The sequence below is a fragment of the Photorhabdus heterorhabditis genome, from assembly GCF_001280945.1.
GTDB classification, from domain to species: domain Bacteria; phylum Pseudomonadota; class Gammaproteobacteria; order Enterobacterales; family Enterobacteriaceae; genus Photorhabdus; species Photorhabdus heterorhabditis.
This window is the reverse complement of record NZ_LJCS01000030.1, coordinates 35,738-53,651: the sequence shown is the minus strand read 5'-3', so window position 1 is coordinate 53,651 and position 17,914 is coordinate 35,738. Positions and strand designations below refer to the sequence as shown.

At 31.9% G+C, this 17,914-nt stretch carries 17 protein-coding genes; 16 read left to right on the top strand and 1 reads right to left on the bottom strand.

Going from position 1 to position 17,914, the window contains the following annotated elements:
* Positions 1-283 precede the first annotated feature (283 nt).
* Both AM629_RS11890 and AM629_RS11885 read left to right on the top strand, forming a co-directional pair.
* Positions 284-1,297, top strand: coding sequence for a Tle-like phospholipase domain-containing protein (locus tag AM629_RS11890; protein WP_054479182.1), 1,014 nt, complete (start codon positions 284-286; stop codon positions 1,295-1,297).
* A gap of 15 nt (positions 1,298-1,312) precedes the next feature.
* The gene (locus AM629_RS11885; protein ID WP_054479180.1) at positions 1,313-1,900 is read left to right on the top strand and encodes an ankyrin repeat domain-containing protein; all 588 of its coding nucleotides are present in this window, start codon (positions 1,313-1,315) and stop codon (positions 1,898-1,900) included.
* A gap of 31 nt (positions 1,901-1,931) precedes the next feature.
* On the opposite strand, the gene AM629_RS11880 is transcribed toward AM629_RS11885, so the two are convergent.
* Entirely contained in the window at positions 1,932-2,120 is a 189-nt protein-coding gene (locus AM629_RS11880; protein ID WP_054479178.1) for a hypothetical protein, read from the bottom strand.
* 552 nt (positions 2,121-2,672) lie between these two features.
* Here AM629_RS11880 and AM629_RS11875 point away from each other — a divergent pair.
* The 14 genes from AM629_RS11875 to AM629_RS11805 all read left to right on the top strand — a co-directional run bounded on the left by AM629_RS11875 (position 2,673) and on the right by AM629_RS11805 (position 17,826).
* Positions 2,673-3,521, top strand: a complete 849-nt coding sequence (locus tag AM629_RS11875) for a radical SAM/SPASM domain-containing protein (protein ID WP_054479176.1) — start codon at positions 2,673-2,675, stop codon at positions 3,519-3,521.
* A gap of 1 nt (position 3,522) precedes the next feature.
* A complete protein-coding gene (locus tag AM629_RS11870) occupies positions 3,523-4,662 on the top strand; it encodes a hypothetical protein (protein WP_054479174.1) in 1,140 nt (379 codons plus the stop codon).
* Positions 4,663-4,908: 246 nt separating this feature from the next.
* Complete coding sequence (locus tag AM629_RS11865; RefSeq protein ID WP_054479173.1) at positions 4,909-5,652, top strand: geranylgeranylglyceryl/heptaprenylglyceryl phosphate synthase; 744 nt, start codon at positions 4,909-4,911, stop codon at positions 5,650-5,652.
* A gap of 15 nt (positions 5,653-5,667) precedes the next feature.
* A complete protein-coding gene (gene idi, locus AM629_RS11860; RefSeq protein WP_054479172.1) occupies positions 5,668-6,198 on the top strand; it encodes an isopentenyl-diphosphate Delta-isomerase in 531 nt (176 codons plus the stop codon).
* 132 nt (positions 6,199-6,330) lie between these two features.
* Positions 6,331-7,716, top strand: coding sequence for an FAD-binding oxidoreductase (locus AM629_RS11855; RefSeq protein ID WP_235525462.1), 1,386 nt, complete (start codon positions 6,331-6,333; stop codon positions 7,714-7,716).
* A gap of 575 nt (positions 7,717-8,291) precedes the next feature.
* Positions 8,292-9,401, top strand: a complete 1,110-nt coding sequence (locus AM629_RS11850) for a hypothetical protein (RefSeq protein ID WP_054479169.1) — start codon at positions 8,292-8,294, stop codon at positions 9,399-9,401.
* A 21-nt stretch (positions 9,402-9,422) separates the two neighbouring features.
* Positions 9,423-10,037, top strand: a complete 615-nt coding sequence (locus tag AM629_RS11845) for a rhomboid family intramembrane serine protease (protein ID WP_054479167.1) — start codon at positions 9,423-9,425, stop codon at positions 10,035-10,037.
* Positions 10,038-10,305: 268 nt separating this feature from the next.
* Positions 10,306-11,520 (top strand): glycosyltransferase, encoded by a 1,215-nt coding sequence (locus tag AM629_RS11835; protein ID WP_054479165.1) that lies wholly within the window; start codon positions 10,306-10,308, stop codon positions 11,518-11,520.
* A 6-nt stretch (positions 11,521-11,526) separates the two neighbouring features.
* Positions 11,527-12,231, top strand: coding sequence for a hypothetical protein (locus AM629_RS11830; RefSeq protein ID WP_011147544.1), 705 nt, complete (start codon positions 11,527-11,529; stop codon positions 12,229-12,231).
* Positions 12,232-12,268: 37 nt separating this feature from the next.
* A complete protein-coding gene (locus AM629_RS11825) occupies positions 12,269-13,159 on the top strand; it encodes a glycosyltransferase family 2 protein (RefSeq protein ID WP_054479164.1) in 891 nt (296 codons plus the stop codon).
* A 25-nt stretch (positions 13,160-13,184) separates the two neighbouring features.
* Complete coding sequence (locus tag AM629_RS11820) at positions 13,185-13,994, top strand: glycosyltransferase family 2 protein (protein ID WP_054479162.1); 810 nt, start codon at positions 13,185-13,187, stop codon at positions 13,992-13,994.
* Positions 13,995-14,079: 85 nt separating this feature from the next.
* Positions 14,080-14,826 (top strand): nucleotidyltransferase domain-containing protein, encoded by a 747-nt coding sequence (locus tag AM629_RS11815; protein ID WP_054479160.1) that lies wholly within the window; start codon positions 14,080-14,082, stop codon positions 14,824-14,826.
* Positions 14,827-14,954: 128 nt separating this feature from the next.
* The gene (locus tag AM629_RS11810; RefSeq protein ID WP_054479158.1) at positions 14,955-16,619 is read left to right on the top strand and encodes an ATP-binding cassette domain-containing protein; all 1,665 of its coding nucleotides are present in this window, start codon (positions 14,955-14,957) and stop codon (positions 16,617-16,619) included.
* The gene (locus tag AM629_RS11805) at positions 16,612-17,826 is read left to right on the top strand and encodes an HlyD family secretion protein (protein WP_054479157.1); all 1,215 of its coding nucleotides are present in this window, start codon (positions 16,612-16,614) and stop codon (positions 17,824-17,826) included. The genes AM629_RS11810 and AM629_RS11805 overlap by 8 nt, the downstream gene beginning before the upstream one ends.
* Positions 17,827-17,914 lie beyond the last annotated feature (88 nt).

Here is a 17,914-nt window from a genome sequence, read left to right as displayed (position 1 = left end):
AGATGTCGTTGAACACATTCTGCATTGGTCTATATGGAGGCGAAGGCACCAGTACCGTGCTCAGCAGTGTCACTACCGGCGCAGAGGCGGGAGCCCACCCTCAGGATAAGTACGGCTGTAGTACTAGGTAGAAACTGAGCTGATATCAGAGATGGAAATCACAATTCATCACCATTGTTAATGTAATGTAATAATTTGGTTGGCTTAATATTACTTCCCTGCCGATAGATTAATTGCACCAATTAAATAGCTAATTATTTTCAACTATCCTTAGGGGAAGTTTATGAGTTTATCAATTGGTATAGGACTCTCAGTCGATTCAGGTTTGCCTGTTTCGAATAAGCTTGAACTTGTTACACCACCTGCTGTTTTAACCCAAAATATTAAGAAAGCAACTATTGAAGTTTCTTCTGTTTCAGCAACAACTAGCCAGAATAATCGAATCTACCAGTCATTAGTTAATGAGCAGAGTATTAACATCAATTTAAAATTAATGACAGAAATTAAAGCTGAGCAGATTAGTGGTCAGCAATCTCATGAAATTGATTATATGTTGGCCTTGATTTCTGATGATGTCTATATAAGAACCACTATGGGAATTGGTGATTATGTTCGTCTTTCTGATGAAGAATTATTAAAAGCAGGAATAGAACCGAAAAATCTGAGGGATGACACAACGGGTTTTCAGGCGGGTATTTATCGTAATGACGATCTCTATATCGTTGCTTTTGTAGGTACTAATGATTTAAAGGATATACTGACTAATTTACGGCAAGGTTTTGGGTTTGATGAAGCACAATACCATCAGGCTGTTGATTTAGCCCGTACTGCCAGAATGGCATTTGGGGAAAATATGTTATTTACTGGGCATTCTTTGGGGGGCGGATTAGCAGCAACAGCTGCATTATCCGTTGGAAAGCCTGCGGTGATATTTAATTCAGCCGGTGTTTCCGACAATATGATGAAAAATCTGGGGCTTTCACCACAAGAAGGCCGAAATATAGCTGAAAATGGATTGATACGGCATTATGTTGCGGAGTATGACTTGCTTGATACATTACAACAGAAACTGCCAGTATCCCAGCCAATAGGGCATAAAATTTTACTGAAATATAATGGTGACTTGGAAGAATCGAGCAAATGGTTGCCTTCTCTGATGCGTGGATTAAATGCACATTCTCTTAAAAAGGTGTTGGAATTATTAACGATATACAAACCTTGGTTATCTTTAGATGATGAACAGCAAGAAGAATCTCTGGCGATGTTGAACGAATCGGCTGTGAATGTTTCTGTATAATTGAAAAGGGGTATGATGAAAATCGGCGAAGTAGTTGAGCTTGAGTCGGAATCGGATTGTCAGTGGAATGACGAAAATATAAATCCGTTGCAATGGGCGATATTCAATCAACGAATGGATGATGTTAATACTTTGCTGAAAGAGGGGGCTGATCCTGCTCAACCAGGTTTACAACGAGAAAGTGCTTTACATAGTGCGGCGAAAGTTAGTAATCCTGATTATCTCCAATCCTTATTATCAGTAGCGCATGATGTGGATGTTATTCATTCTGTTACTTTAGCAACCCCCTTACATGTTGCAGTTCAGGTAGGGAGAAAAATGCAGGTTGAATTATTGCTAGCGGCAGGCGCTAACCCAAATCTGGCTAATCGGATTGGGGATACTCCGTTACATATTGCAGCTAAAATTAATTCACCGGAACTGGTGTTGATATTGTTGAAGTCAGGAGCTGATCCTAAATTGCAAAACAAGCAGCAGTTAACATTCCAGATGTATCTCAATCTCACGCCGTTAGAAATTCGTAGTCGTGAGATGCAGGCTGAATATGACAAAGTAAATAATTGGTTGAAAGCTCAGCAAGTCAGCCGGTATTATTTGAAGTAAGATAAAAACGGGCCATTTGGCCTAATGCCAGTCAGTTAAGCTGGCTGGCTTCCCCTTTTACCGGGTATTTTTGTGGTTTACGCCTCACTACTCTCGGATATTTTCTGTCAGGAAGTTTCGCTGGTAATTCAAACATGCTTAATGTTTCCAATAAGTAAGCATAGCGCTTAGGTAAATTACCTGCACCAGGATATTTTTGCTGAGAACAGCGAGTCATCATGATGAAGTTACCTTGTCAGGAACGACATTGTTTGTATTTTGCTCAATTTCGCGACTAAGGGAAGTATTTAGAGGTTCTCACATAAATTTATTTTTCATCACGTTTGCATTTTAAAAATCTTAAACTAATCTTAATAATTAAGTATAAATGTTAGTTATTCGTGATCTACCCTACGCTGATTTCTGGATTAATGGAATGTTTCTTTAAATTTCCATTAATTAGTTATTTAGAGGAAAAACGAATTCTATAACTACTGGGTAACTGTCTAGGAGCGGTAGCGCGCCAAAATTGACTAGGTAGATACATTTATCATGAATAACTATTGGGACTGTCTAGGATTTTGGAGCCTGTAATCCATGAGCGGTAGCGTATGTCATGATTTTATTCCTATACCTACAGTTGTGTTCAGGCTCAGAAAGGACTATCTTCGATTTTATAAAAACAGGCGAAAAGTCAGATTATTGTATTACCCATTATAACAAGAATGCAGATAATTTATCTTATTAACTTAATATATTGAGTCGAAATTTATAAAGAGGATATTTTACTGAGATGAATCTTATAAATAAAGAAAAAATCCGCTATGTTTTTAGTCGAATAAAAAGAAAAGGTGTTCTAAACACAATTAGTGGTATAAATAGGAAGTATATAAAATCAAAATTCATAGAGTCATTTTTATCTAAATTAATAAGTAGTAAATTAGATGTGCCAGATTTCCCTAAGATTATACAAATAGAAACAAGAAGTGGCTGTAACTATTCCTGCTCATTTTGTCCCACAAATAAAGTCAAAATGAAACAAGGGAAAATGCAGCAAGAACTATTTGATAAAATAGTGGAGCAGTTAAAAGACTTTAATGGTTATATCAGTTTGTTTTTTAGAAATGAGCCATTGATGGATAAGAGAATTATAGATTGGGCTCAAAAAATAAAAAACGAAACAAATGCAAAAATAATTATTCAGACAAATGGTTCCTTATTAAATGAAACAATTGCTAAGGAGCTTGGTCAATATGCTGAGTTAATAGTGAATGACTATACTGATGATAAAATAGTATTGAAGAAAATAAAAAAATGGGAGGAGAATATTACTGATAATTTAATATTTGTAACACGAGATAATTCTGAAAGCTTGACAAATCGTGCTGGAAATATTGGTGAAAAAAAGAAGGTATTTCTAAATAATTCATGTGTAAAACCATTTACTGAACTCACAATAACATTCAGTGGTACTGTTGTTTTGTGCTGTCAGGATTGGATGGAAGAAGCCATTATAGGAGATCTTAACCACCAAAGCATTCTTGAGATATGGAATTCAAATAATTTAAATGAAATTAGAGAACAATTAAAGAATAGAAATAGAGTCGGAATATGTGAATATTGTGATTTTGTTGGGGTATAAGATGATGAATATATTTGAGAGAATGCAGAAGCAATTATCCAAATGTTATGTAAAAGGGAATGACTGGAATTATTCGAAACATAAAGATGTATATTTATATTTTAGTGATGAGCGTTGTTATGAAGTAGAATTGAAGGAATGTGCACAATTATTTTATATAAAGAATGCAGATAGTATCATATTGTTGCCGACACTATGGGGACGATGTGATAAATCTGAGATCTTAGAAGCAATTCAAAGAGGAATAGAACAATGCATCAAATTTAATTCTGTATTAATGGTTAGTATTCAATCTAACTATAGTCATAGAGAAGATATTATTGATAGTGTTCAAAAGCTTTTGAATGAAAATGAGGTTTACGACAAGTTGATATTGTTTCTTACAGATATCAGGAGCAAAGCATATTCAATAAATCAAACTGTTCTTTTAGCAAGAAGGATAAACTGTTCAGCAGTTGGATGGATGGATGATGATGTTATTCTATCTGATGATGCATTTTTACAATTGTATGAAGATCTTCGTCGCAGAGGGTTTATAGGGAGTTCTGGTGCATTGAAATGCCCGACACCGAAAAAATATCCTACTTCAAAATTTTTGAATTTTGCCAAAAATAAAATGTCTACAAAGAAAACAAAATATCCACATGGCTGTTGTATGATGGTAGGTGTCTCATCAATAAAAAACTTGATTCCTGCCAGATATATTTGTGATGATGGTTTTTTCTTTTTTGAATTATTAGACATGAAATTAGAAAATCCTCAAAATAATATGAGGATCGTGGAAGAGTCTATATGTCAACATTATGTTGGAGGGAATGTCAAAGATACATATTTTCGTATACGTAGATCCATTATTAGCACTATAGTTTATTGTGCTGATTATCCATTGGATAAGTGCTTGTATTATTTAAAAGAAGTTCAGTTCAATGGGTTGTTCCCTGCCATGTTTATCAATGTACCTATTAAAGATAAGATTATAAAAAGTATACTTAAATTTATATTCTTAATATGGCATGTAATCATATTGATTGAGTTGTTTTTTAGAAGATTTTTAGGAAATCCGTTAAGAGAAATAGCATGGTCTGCATATTCTTGGGAAAAAACTGAAAGTTTGAAGGAAAAAAAATCTTTATTTGATTAATAAAATTGTTTTGTCAAACTAAATAACTTTCCAAAATAGGGCTCCACTTCGTATAACACCTTGTGTAGCAGGAGTTGTATGCATAGCAGAGCGATGAGTTAGAGCCTATCTCAATAGGCGTAATTGTTGCAGCCTATCAGGCACCAGACTTGCACTGCTTGAATATTAATCAAATAGACCAACTGTATCGGTATTATGAAAAGCTATTTAGGTCATTAAATTAATAACGTCAAAATAGGGTTTACTATGGATATTTGTAAATATATGTCTTCATGTAGAAAGTCAATAATCCCTATCCTCGATCCATTTAAGTTTAATTATGAAATAAATATAAATAGATTATTAACTTTTCAAAAATATGCTCCTTTTTGTATAATAGCTAGTACGGATTGTGAAAACTTTGAGATGAAAGTGTCTCCCTTTATAGCTGCCGCATCAAAGATTAAAACCATCCCGATCATAACGCATTTTCCTCCTCAGAAACCAAACGGATTTCCTTCATCACCTCACGCAGATGCATTTTTTGCCACATCAGTGATAAATTCCAATGTGGAATACTATAGCTCTTTATCATTAGAGAGAGAGTCCATCAAGCAGAGTATTGAAAAGTATGGTGACAACTGTTTAATCAGTTCTGCTGCTCTTGTTCTAGGTAATGATAAAAAGTCTCAAAAATTTGTTTATTCAAAAACTGTAGATCACTCAACAGAAAGTATTGCTAAAGCATTGGAAGGTATAGATTTCAATTTATTGAAGGTTTTTTACCTTTACTCAAGAAACAGCGTTATTTCTAATGAAATATGCAGTTTTGTAAAATTTATTGTTGGCGATAATACACTGTTGTTTGTTAGTGGAGGAATATCAAACACTGAGCAGGTAAATAACCTGTTATATTCTGGTGCTGATTTTATTTCAATTGGAACTACATTTGAAGAAGTCAATTGGAGTAACAATGCTATAAACATATTAAATAAAGAAAGAATATATTAATGAGGAGTCTCTAATATGGAAAATGTGGTTTTAGTCGATGAGAATGATAACAGAGTCGGATGCATTAATAAGATAGACGCTCATTTAAACGGTGATCATCTTCACCGTGCCTTTTCCTGCTTTATTATTAATTCAAAAAATGAGGTATACATTCAGCAGAGAGCACAGTCTAAATTACTCTGGCCTGGATATTGGTCTAACTCATATTGCAGTCATCCGAGACCGGATGAAGAAATTTATCATGCCGTGATGAGACGTGCGGAAGAAGAACTCGGTATTGTAATAAATGAAGAGCCAAAATTTTTATATAAGTTCCAATATAAAGAAAAATATAAAGATGTAGGATATGAACATGAATTATGTCATGTCTTTGTTGTTTTTACTGATACACCACCAACGGAAAACCCAAAAGAAGTATCAGCAGGATTTTTTATTAATATTAAAGATGTCCAAGAATATATTCATAATAATGAAGAGTTTTGTACGCCTTGGTTCAAGAAAGAGTGGGCAGATATATTACAGAACCACTTTGATAAATTGTGCTAATTAGTATGTATAAAGCATTTAATCAAGAATATACTATAAGTCTGCATGATACGAAATATCCTCTATTTTGATAGGTTTTTATAAAAGTATACCTTGGTTTCTAACTATGGAATAAAATCAGGTTCTGGAATAATGAATACTACTTGGCATGAAAAAAAGACAATTTATAATGATCTTAATCAATTGCATGGAGTTTATGTCATATTGATGGAAGAATATTTATCAACATTTTGTACAAACTTTGGTGGAATGTATTCAATACCACCGCTTGCTGTTGTCTGTGTGAAAAATACAGATTCAATAATAGATATAATTCACTATTGTAATATAAATGAGATACCAATAAATATACGTGGTGTTGGGCATTCTTTTGGTACACAATCGCTTTCAAAGGGAATTGTATTAGTAGTATCAGTCGAAAATCCGGTATTTGAAAAAATAGATGAATATAAGTTTAAAGTTTCAGCTTTTGAAACATGGTTGTCTGTTGAGTGTTTTTTGAGAAAAAATGGCTTATCATTTCCTATCTTGACTAGGCATCCTGATACGACTGTTGGAGGAACACTTTCTGTTGGTGGATATGGAGAAGATTCATATCTATATGGCAGTCAGGCATCATGTATTCAATCGTATACTCTAATAACACCTGATGGAAAAAGGCATAGATGTTCAGAAGATTCAAATTCCGAACTTTATAATTTTGGACTCGCATCATTAGGAATACTTGGTATTATTGAAGATGTGACTTTTGAAGCAATTCCATTAAGAGTAGAGAACATACTTTATGTGATAGAGTTTGATGGAATTCTTCATTTACTGAGTTTTCTGATATTGATATCTGAATATTCCAATCTGAATATTGAAGCTGTCACATGTCAATTATACCGAGGAAAATACTATGTTAATATGGTTCTCAGCAATAATTCTGATCAGATTAATATTGTTAATAAGGTATTAGAATGTCAAGTGACAGGGTGTATTGGCTACAAATACCATTCAGTAAGAGATTATAGAGGAAGAACATTTGGTGCCTATAGGCATGATCTCTGGAATAGAGACCATGTTAATCTTTGGGGAGATTATTGTGTTGATCAGAATAATATTATGGCTTTTGCTAATTTCCTATTAAATAAAGTAATTAACAATAACGTTTTTATAAATAATAAAGGTAGGCTTCTTATAATTTTAAAGAAAAGTCCTAGTTTAAGTAAGTTCTTTCCTTTCGAACCCATATCAAAAAAAATGAGTGGAATTGTATTCGGGGTCGGGGTGTACTTTACGTTTCCTAGAAGCGAAAGCGAAGAATATGAAAAATTAAAGTTATTGCATAGTCAAATATTAGAAGAGTGTATTTTAAATGAAGGTCGGCCTTATCTTGCGGGATGGCATGAAATGAAATATGAAGATAAAATAAAAACATATGGAGATGATTATATAAAAATTTTAGCACTCAAGAAACGTCTAGATCCTAAAGGGATCGTAAATAATTATGATTTTTTTAGTATAGAAATGAACTAAGTTAATCAGATAAATTATCTGCATTCTTGTTATAATGGGTAATACGATAATCTGACTTTCCACTTGTTTTTATGAAATCGAAGATAGTCCTTTCTGAGCTTGAATGAATCATGTTGCAACAACTTGCTTTGAATCACCAGTACCGGGAAGTCCGTACACGAAGGACGGACTTGCTCGTGCGATAAGGAAGTATGAATTAAAGACTTGATTGGAGGGTTACGGCGACCATTTGCAATTAATTTCTCTTGAGCACTTATCATTCATACAACAAGAAACTTTATTTTTTAGTTGCTAATCGTGCGTGTTGTTCAACTAGATAATTAGATAAAATTTTGTAGCATATATATATAATAATACTATTAGATAGTGAAACCTGCCTAGAAAATATATTAAAACTCAATCAGGTGAAAGTTATGAATTTATATTAGATTTTGAGTTTATCTTAAATAAGATTCCAAAATAGTGCTACATCTTATACCACCCATAATTCTATGTATAACAGTGGGTTGAAGAAGGCCATGTGTAGCAAAATTATGAAACGTTATTTAATGAGTTACTGTGGGGGTATTACTTAAATGAAGAAGATATTGATTATTTGCATGAGAACTTGGGGGAGAATGGGAAATTATGAAGCAGCAAAAAAAATTGAGTCAGAACTAGCCAGTAAAGAGATTTTTTCTGCAGAGCTAATCTGTTTTGATGAATTAGTGCCTGTGTTCAGCAAGTTTGGATTAAGGATGCAAGAGATTGCTGCAAGTTACTATGACCCTCACATTAAATTGAAGTTATATGATGAGTTGATAGATGATATTGATTCATGGATTAGTAATTTCAATAATGAGAAGGTATTAAATGAATCATTATCGAGTGTCATTGAAAATGATTTTCCATCGTTAATTATATCGACAAAAGGCGTTATTGCAAAAGTAGTCCATGCATTCAAAAAAAAATTCGACTTTGATTTCAAAACTGTGAACTTCATAACTAATCCTGGTTTGTTAGATATTAAAATACATCAACATTTTAGTAGTGATTTGACGATTAGAACTACAAGTTATTACCCAAATTCTGATATGATTAAAAAATTTCATAGATTAGAGACTGTTCCATTATTTAAGCCAGTTTCAAACTATCAAATCGAGCAGAAGGATATTCCTTCTATTTTAATTCTCTGCAATGGATGTGAAGAAGGTTACTTTGATGTATTAAAAACTTCTTTCGAACATCCTTCGAAACCTAAAATTTTCATGGTTATTGTTTCGAATAAGAAATTGTATGATGAATGCATAGATTTAAATAGGAAATATGCAGATAGAGCATATATTTATAATACATTAGCTAATAAGGATTATCTAAAGTTGGCACTAGAGGCTTCAACAAACAACGGATCATTTCTATACTCTAAATCTGGTCCGAACACAGTATTGGAATCAATTAGATTCAACTTACCAGTTTTAGTACATTTCTCTGGGTTACCAATGGAAAGGTGGATAGTGGAGTTGACAAACAAAAGAAAATTTGGTTTTTGTTTTGAAAATCAATCTAATGGGCCTAGCTTAATAAAAAGATGGTTGGACAATCCTGAGATTGTTACTAACTTTAAGCGTAACATAGAATCAAGTAAAATTGATGATATAGATGTTACACTTAAAGATTTATCTGATATAATTTATGATGTCATGTAATGATTATGAAGGAAGTATTGAATGTTCCAAATTAAAAAAGTTCCTATAACAACAGTATTTATAGTATGTGTGACAATTGTTTATTCCACATTTGTTTCATATTCATTAACAGATAGCTTTATCGGTAAAATGAGTATTATAGATCTAGAGAAATATGGAGGGTTAACACCAAATAGATTATATGAATTTGAGTATTGGCGACTTCTGGTTTCTCAGTTCATACATGTTAAACAACTGCATATGGTCTACAATGTGCTATCACTTTCCATACTGGGAATTTTATTAGAAAAACATCTTGGATCTAAATTTTTATTAGTTTTATGGTTTACTTCTGGTGCTTTGGGAACTCTTTATAGCACTAACTTTGTTAGTTACCCTTGGAATATTGGTACGGGAGCATCACAAGCTGTTTTGGGTGTATCCTCCTTTGCATTGCTGTTGGTTTTTGTCAAAGAGCATACCTCTAGTATATTAAAGTTTGCTGTTGTTTTTTCCATGCTGCCGGCAATAGTTCTAGATTTTATTTATGCTCACTACCCGAAGCCAGGCCATGTTCTTTCTATTTGTATTGGGCTTACAATGAGTTTGTTTTTCTATAGGAAAAATAAATCTTATTTTGATAATGTTGCTATTTGAAAATAATAATTATCCACGAATAAACTGACAATGTGAGGATTTTCTATGAAACCCGCTGTGATAAAAATTAAAGGAATAGATTACAGTATAATTTCTATGTTAATGTGGCTCTGTTTAACCATATATACCCAATGGATTTCAAGATGCATCGCGACGGCAAGGGGGCGAATCCTTGGGAGCATAGATAATTCTGTGACCGGGGTGAGTGAGTGCAGCCAACAAAGAGGCAACTTGAAAGATAACGAGTAGAAAAAGAAAAGGATCTTCTATGCGTGATATAGTTTTTTTTCTTGAAGAATATCCAGTCTTAACACAAACTTTTGTACATCAACAGATTATCAGTTTGAAGAAAGAAGGATTTAATGTAAGAGTTGTATCTGTTTCTAAATCTAGTGATACAATCTGTGCCAATGATTCTACAATTCCCTATGTTTGTCTAGAAGATATAAAAAACGTTCATCCTATATATGCAATATTTAAATTTATTTATTTTTCTATAATCTCTGGTTATTTATTTTCTCGAATGAGTTTGTTTAAACGAAATTGTTACCGTAAACGCTTGTTATTTAAATTTCTATCCAATCCATCACAAATAAAACCTAATGATATCGTTATAAGCCATTTTGGTATGGCGAGTATCATGGCGGCACAATTGAAAAAATATGGATGTATTAAGAGTGCACTATATAGTGTATTACATGCATATGAAATGACTAAAGAAAAGAGTCTTAATGATCTGGGAAATCATTACGGAATTTTATTTGAGCAAGCAAATAAAATTTTTTCAGTTTGTGAATATATGCGTAATAGAATCATCAATCTAGGATGTCATCCTACCAATGTTGAGGTGCTACATCTGGGGATCGATATTGATGCTCTTTCATGTTTATATCCAAATGAATCTAATAAAGAAAAAATGAAGATAATTTTTGTCGGCCGTTTGACAGAAAAAAAAGGATTGCCTGATTTATTGTTATCTCTAGCACGAATAAGCAGTGAAGTGTCATTTACTTTAGACATTGTTGGCGATGGGGAGCTCAATGATTATTGTTATGAATTAATATTAAAACTTAATTTGAATGAACATATAAAAATGCATGGTTTTCAACCCCATCACATAGTCTTAAATTTTATGAAAGACGCAGATGTTTTAATACTTCCATCCAAAACATCTAACTCTGGTGACATGGAAGGGATACCAGTGGTATTAATGGAGGCAATGGCTATGAAAAAGATAGTTTTGTCTACCTACCATAGCGGGATTACCGAGTTAATTGAAAATAATGTTAATGGATTTCTTGTCAATGAAGGAGATATTGTAGCTTTATCAGAAAAAATATCATATATAGACGAGTTGAGTAAAAAAGATAAAAATATTATGAGGGAGAATGCACATAAAAAAATAATGAATGAATTCAATATTAATATTCAAAGTAAACATTTAGCTAACATAATACTTAATGAGGAATTTTCTGAAGGATGAATACAGATGAAATATGACATTGTCTTTATATCTTATGATGAACCATGTGCTGAATCTAATTGGAATCATTTGAAAAATAGATTTCCTGATGCAAAAAGAATTCATGGTGTTAATGGTATCTTAAACGCTCATAAAGTTGCTTCTGATTCTGTAACGGCTAAATGGTTCTTTGTTGTAGACGGAGACAGTAAAATTAGAGATGAATTTAACTTTGAGTTACCAGTGGAACCTTTATGCTCAACTGCGACTTATGTATGGAGAAGTGTTAACTCAGTTAATCGTTTATGCTACGGGAATGGAGGTGTGAAATTATTTAATAAAAGGTTGTTTCAGGATGTTAAAAATTTTTCTGGAGATATGACCATATCTCTTAGCCCTGATTATCGTGTAGTCAATATTGTTGCTTCAGATACAGTCATTAACACAAGCAGTTTCCATTCCTGGAGAGCTGCTTTTCGAGAATGTATAAAACTCAGTATACCAAGGAAAAATCCTAAAGAAGATATTATATGTAAAGAAAGATTAACGGCATGGAGTTTAATTGATACTCAGATAGAATTTGGTGATTGGATATCAAAAGGAGCTAATGATGCTGCTCATTTTTATGAGGAAAACATTGAAAATATGGAATTCTTGTTATCAACCATTAATGATTTTAAATGGTTAAGAGATACGTTTAATTTAAAATACATTCAGAAAGATAGAGCATGATGACTTCATTATCGTTAAATTTATTAGGAGGTAATGGATGTTACGGCAAGTAGCAATTCTTATTCCTACTTATAAACGTAGTTCATCATTATTACGTTTATTGAAATCCATTGAAAAATTAGAGACATCAAATAACTATACTGCCATTGTGGCAGATAACGATTCTTCTCAGCAAGAGTCTTTTAACATGATCAATGAAATCAAAGATGATTTTAATTTCCATATTGATGTCATTCTTGTTGAAGATAAAAATATCTCATTAGTTAGAAATATGCTGTTAACTTTGGCCTTTGAAACATATAAGTGCGATGCAGTTGCTATGATTGATGATGATGAGATTGTTAGTTCTCGGTGGTTAGATGCGCTTATTGAATGCCAGATACAGACAAATGCTGATGTGATACAAGGTAACACTTATCCTATTTTTTTGGATAAAAAAAGAAAATGGATGGAAAAAGTTTCATTTTATTACCGAGACTTATTAGTATCAGATTCTAAAGATATAAATGTCAGCACTTGTAATGTATTTATTGTACGCCGAGTATATGAATCGATGAAAGAGCAGTTGTTTGACTTGAATTTTGGTGTTACAGGAGGAGAGGATACGGATTTTTTCCATAGAGCAAAGCAAATTGGGATCAGCTGTTTCTATTGCCATGATGCACTGGCCTATGAATTCTATGACCAAAATCGTGCAAATATTTTTTGGGTATTAAAAAGAAGTTTTAGAGTAGGAAGAACAAATTATAGGATATTTAATAATAATGACCTGAGTAAGGTATGGATTACTGCTCTCATTATTCCATTTACTATTGTGAGGCTTGGTTTTTTCTTTTGGCATCCAAACCTGTACATACATTATTTAATAAAGATATTTCGCCAATTTGGAGTTGTAGTTGAAGGTGTTCATTGTAATTTGAATAATTAATAATTATTTTGAATGAGTAGCTCACATGAGTAGAGTTTCTGTACTAATCCCCCATTATAATCAGCCTATACTTATTGTTAGTGCTATTGAGTCTATAATGAGAACTTGTTTGAGTGATGTGCAGATTTTAGTTGCTGATGATCATTCATCAGAAGACAACTATATACAGCTCCAACATGTTTTAGAATATTTAGCAAGTAAAACTAATTTAAATATTAGGTTGTTTAGGAGTGATGTTAATGTCGGGACTTATCGATTGAAAAATGATATCATCAATAGAATTGATACTGAATTTTTAACCTTTCATGATGCAGATGACTATTCTGTACCAATGAGACTGGATTGCCTGTATGATCTGATGAACAAAAATAGTCATATTGATATATTAGGTACTTCATATATAGATTTCTACCAAAATTTCCATACGGTTAACTCATTTCGTATTAAGAAATTTTATAGAATCCCTTATATTGCACATCAACTTGGTAAGAAGTATCTGAGTTTTCAACCTTCTCAGTTAATTAGATTTAGTATATTTCGTACCCTTGGTGGTTTTGATGGTACAACTAGAATTGCTGCTGATGATGATTTTTTACTTAGGGCTATTCATTGTGTAAAGGTCAGGAATATTAACCGTCCCCTCTATGTAAAGATAGAAAGAGAAAGCTCTCTTACCACATCGTCTGTTACTGGATTCCAATCAGAAACTAGATTAAATTATATTAAGAAGCTAGATCAATTACGAAATACAATAAAGAGTAACTTACCATTATCAGAGTATATGAACAAACCCAACGATGTTCGATTTCACCTGAATGAAATCGAGTTAAAATAGTTGAAATGTTTTGATGTGAAATATGTTGTAGTTTACAGTGAATGATTTTTATATTTTTCGTGATAGATACTCTAAGCGAGGTAGTATGGACGACATTAAAGAATGCTTAAAAGAAATTGTAGAAAAAATAAAGAGAGAAGAAAAAGTCTTAGCTATTCTTGGATATGGATCATATTTTACAGGTAAATATAAAAATGGAAGCAGTGATATTGACTTGCTTATTATACATGGAAGTGAAATTGATTTATTTAGAAAGAAGATAGTCTATCGTGAAGTAGAATTTGAACTTAGGTATATGGCAGAAAAATCTTTAGTAAAACTTTTATCTTATAAGCATGGACCAACAATAAAGCATATGTTGGATTCAGAGATTATTTTTGATAATAAAAATATAGTAAGAGAATTGAAACTAAAAACCTATTCTATAGTCGAGTCGCCTATTGTAGAAACATTTTCTATAGAAAATAGAAGGAAAAGTGCATTGCTAATTGAAAGCCTATACCGGAAGGTACATCAAGTGAAAGATGACCTTGGATTTTTCGAATTTGCATGTTCTAAGTTTTTGCTCAATATTGCAGATTCTTATATCAGACTTCATCGTCATTGGGGACTGCAAGGTTTTCGCAAAATGATTAGCCAGCTCAAAGATATTGATGAAAGTTTTGCTGAGCATTTCTCACTGGCAATGAGCCCTAATCATATAGAAACAAGAGTTAAGGAAATAGATTTTCTTTATAGAGAGGTTATTATGCTTCTTGGTGGTGAAACAAATTCTGATGAAAAATTTGTGAGTCAGGGCATTATGAACATACTGAATGTGGTTGATAACTAAATAATGTTCCAAAATAGTGCTATATGTATTTTAATTAGGTTTTCTAATTGGGTAATGAACTAACTTGTTGCTGAATTCACGGTTATTTCATTGTTGTAAATTATATTAATATTATCCAGGAATTTAGCATGAAAATGGATGTGGCATTGAAGGATAACTTTGCGACAGGTTATATAAAATCTTTATTACTATACTCTTTACTATTAAGTGTCATTAGTTCTTTTGCTGCATTTTTTATGCAGTATCTGATTGACGCGGTTATACCATCAGGTGACTTGCGTTTTTTATTTATCTTTATGATATCTTATCTATTATATGAATCATTCAATATGATACTAACTTATTTGACTGCTCGCTTTAGAGCATCACTGGAAAAATATTTGGACTATTATTATTTAGATAAATATTTACTTGCTTTGATTACTACAAGATTATCTATATTGAATGATTATAATAAAGGTGGATTGATTCAAAGGATTTATGATGCTCAAAATATTAAAAAGTATTATTTGACTCTGCTAATAGATATTGTTGTTAAGCTTATTACGATTTTAATATTATCAATCATAGTGCTATATGTTAGTCCTCTAGTTGTCAGCTTTTTGATCTTAGGAATAATTATGCTGGTGGTTGTTTATTTTTTGTCTGTCAAGAAAATGATTATTTTAGAAGAGCAGCGTTTTAAAATAAAATCAAATTTTCTTTCAATTATGGATGATATTATTGGAGGAAGGGAAACGATACGAGGCAATAATTATCGAAACAGGATTCTGAATAGATGTGTTGACAGGATGAATGATTTTTTGAATAGGGAGAAAAATGTTGCATTACTTGTTGCTGGTGTGAAAAGTAAAACTCTAACAGTTAACACAATCATTGGTACTGTTATTAGATGTGTCATGGTTATTAGCATTATTAGATATAGTAGTTTTTCACTAGGTATAATGTTGACGTTAATTGCTTTTACAGAAATGTCTCTAAAACATACAATGCAGATTTTAGTTTCTTTTATGGAGTTGAAAAGATCAAGCATTACTCTTGAAAGGTATAAAGAATTTATGGGGAATAATGTTGTAGATGAGAGTTTATTGAATACTGAATTAGATGATAATATTGTTAGTGTAGACGAAATTACAGTAAGGAATCTTCATATTGGTACTAATGGAAATATCGTCTGTAAAATTCCGGATCTTACCTTTCAAAGTAATAAGATATATAAAATAATAGGACAGAATGGTATTGGTAAGACAACTTTATGTAAGACTTTGATTGGTTTGATTCCACCTGTAAATGGATCTGTGAATTTTTATGTTTCTGATAAAACTATTAAGCCTGAAATTCATATAAATCAATGCGCTGCATACTTCCCACAAGATATACTCTTTACTACAAGTATTATTGAAAATATTACATTAGGAAGAGACGTTGATAGGAATAAAGTTGAGAGTATGCTTAAAAAATTAAATTTATGGCAGACAATAGATAGCCTGCCTGAAAAACTAGATACCGTTATTAGTGATAAGGTTAACCCTTTTTCTGAAGGACAAAGACAAGTATTACTCTTTTTACGAGGTTATCTGTCAGATAAATCGGTATTGATATTTGATGAAATATTTAGAGGAGTTGATAATGAAAATGCTAAAGTCGTAAGTAAATTAATTTCAGAAAAAGAAGGTTGTATTATATTCTATGTCGCTCATGATTTTACTATTGATTGTGAAAATCATGAAGTGTTAGAGTTGAAAAGTGAAAAAGACTATGATTTCTTCAAACTAGAGGCTTTTAATGAATAAATTAAACTCTAATAATGAAGTTAAGTCAGAACTGCATAAAGAATATAAATTGATTATAAGTATAACAGTTTTTTTGCTGATTATATGTTTTGCTTTATCTTTTGTTGTGACTATAAAGAGGCGAGTTGTTTTAGAAAATGCTTTTATTAAAACCGCACCGGAACCTGTATTATTTTATGCAGAAAAGGATATAGACATTAAAAATTATAATGTTCTTGATGGTGATGTGGTTAAAAAAGGAGATTCTATTTATAATGCGATTAATCCAGATTTAGAGGAGGCTGAATCTATTTTATTGCAAAATATAAAACGAGATAATACAAAAATTAATGCGATGGAAAAGTATATAGATAATGTCTATGAGCGGATGAAGATTGAAAAAAATTATGAAGATTTTAAGTTTAATAAAAATGAAAGTGAATTAAAAAATATAGACTTTATTTTGAAGGACCATAGAGATGACTATGATTTTTTTAGTCAAAGCTACAGAGAACAGATGAGTTTTGTAGATAAATTGTTAAAGCATAATAATAATTATTTATCCACGAAAGATATTATTAAATATAAAATGGAATTATTTTCATCACGTCGTGGCTTGATTAATCTTGAATCTGATATATTAGACTTGGAGAAAAGAAAATACAGTTTAGATGATGAGCAGAGTAGATACATAATTGGAGCAACCAAATATAAAGAGTTAGATATGGAGCTTAACCAGTTAAGAGGTGAACTCTCTGTTCTTGTCTCAGAATTGAATGTAAAAAACACACGGATAGAGAGTATAAAGAATGGTAAGTTGAGAATAGAAGGAATTGCAAAAGCTGATGGTAAGGTTGAGTTTAATAATATTAATGGCATCAGACCTAAGCAGGTAAAAAAAGGAGAGTTGGTTTTTACTATATATCCTGATGGTAATCACTTTATAGCAAAAGGAGTTGTTAGTGAAAAATATATTAGAAAGATTAAAATTGGACAGAGCGTAGAATTAAAAATGGATGCTTATGATTATCTCAAGTATGGGGCAATAAAAGGGAAGGTTGAGACTATATTTGGCGTAAAAAACGGTACGGCTGAAATTGTGATTAATATTGTTGATAAAAGGGATTTTGATTTAGAGTTTGGTAATTCAATCAAGGCGTTTATCATCTTGGATGAAGTTAATCTGTATGAATATATATATGAAATAGTGTTTCCATATGTTGCTTAATGGTTTTATTACTTAATGTGATATTGTTGAAAAAATTATTTTTACAGGTGTTTTAGTGTCAGTATGAATAAATCTTGGATTTAACTAA

Excerpts from the sequence above, each read along its gene's own strand:
- AM629_RS11880 (WP_054479178.1), bottom strand. The coding sequence starts at position 2,120 with ATGATGACTCGCTGTTCTCAGCAAAAATATCCTGGTGCAGGTAATTTA.
- AM629_RS11850 (WP_054479169.1), top strand. The coding sequence starts at position 8,292 with ATGAAGAAGATATTGATTATTTGCATGAGAACTTGGGGGAGAATGGGA.
- AM629_RS11885 (WP_054479180.1), top strand. The coding sequence starts at position 1,313 with ATGAAAATCGGCGAAGTAGTTGAGCTTGAGTCGGAATCGGATTGTCAG.
- AM629_RS11875 (WP_054479176.1), top strand. The coding sequence starts at position 2,673 with ATGAATCTTATAAATAAAGAAAAAATCCGCTATGTTTTTAGTCGAATA.
- AM629_RS11870 (WP_054479174.1), top strand. The coding sequence starts at position 3,523 with ATGATGAATATATTTGAGAGAATGCAGAAGCAATTATCCAAATGTTAT.
- AM629_RS11830 (WP_011147544.1), top strand. The coding sequence starts at position 11,527 with ATGAAATATGACATTGTCTTTATATCTTATGATGAACCATGTGCTGAA.
- idi (WP_054479172.1), top strand. The coding sequence starts at position 5,668 with ATGGAAAATGTGGTTTTAGTCGATGAGAATGATAACAGAGTCGGATGC.
- AM629_RS11865 (WP_054479173.1), top strand. The coding sequence starts at position 4,909 with ATGGATATTTGTAAATATATGTCTTCATGTAGAAAGTCAATAATCCCT.
- AM629_RS11855 (WP_235525462.1), top strand. The coding sequence starts at position 6,331 with ATGAATACTACTTGGCATGAAAAAAAGACAATTTATAATGATCTTAAT.
- AM629_RS11890 (WP_054479182.1), top strand. The coding sequence starts at position 284 with ATGAGTTTATCAATTGGTATAGGACTCTCAGTCGATTCAGGTTTGCCT.
- AM629_RS11835 (WP_054479165.1), top strand. The coding sequence starts at position 10,306 with ATGCGTGATATAGTTTTTTTTCTTGAAGAATATCCAGTCTTAACACAA.
- AM629_RS11820 (WP_054479162.1), top strand. The coding sequence starts at position 13,185 with ATGAGTAGAGTTTCTGTACTAATCCCCCATTATAATCAGCCTATACTT.
- AM629_RS11815 (WP_054479160.1), top strand. The coding sequence starts at position 14,080 with ATGGACGACATTAAAGAATGCTTAAAAGAAATTGTAGAAAAAATAAAG.
- AM629_RS11810 (WP_054479158.1), top strand. The coding sequence starts at position 14,955 with ATGAAAATGGATGTGGCATTGAAGGATAACTTTGCGACAGGTTATATA.
- AM629_RS11825 (WP_054479164.1), top strand. The coding sequence starts at position 12,269 with ATGTTACGGCAAGTAGCAATTCTTATTCCTACTTATAAACGTAGTTCA.
- AM629_RS11805 (WP_054479157.1), top strand. The coding sequence starts at position 16,612 with ATGAATAAATTAAACTCTAATAATGAAGTTAAGTCAGAACTGCATAAA.
- AM629_RS11845 (WP_054479167.1), top strand. The coding sequence starts at position 9,423 with ATGTTCCAAATTAAAAAAGTTCCTATAACAACAGTATTTATAGTATGT.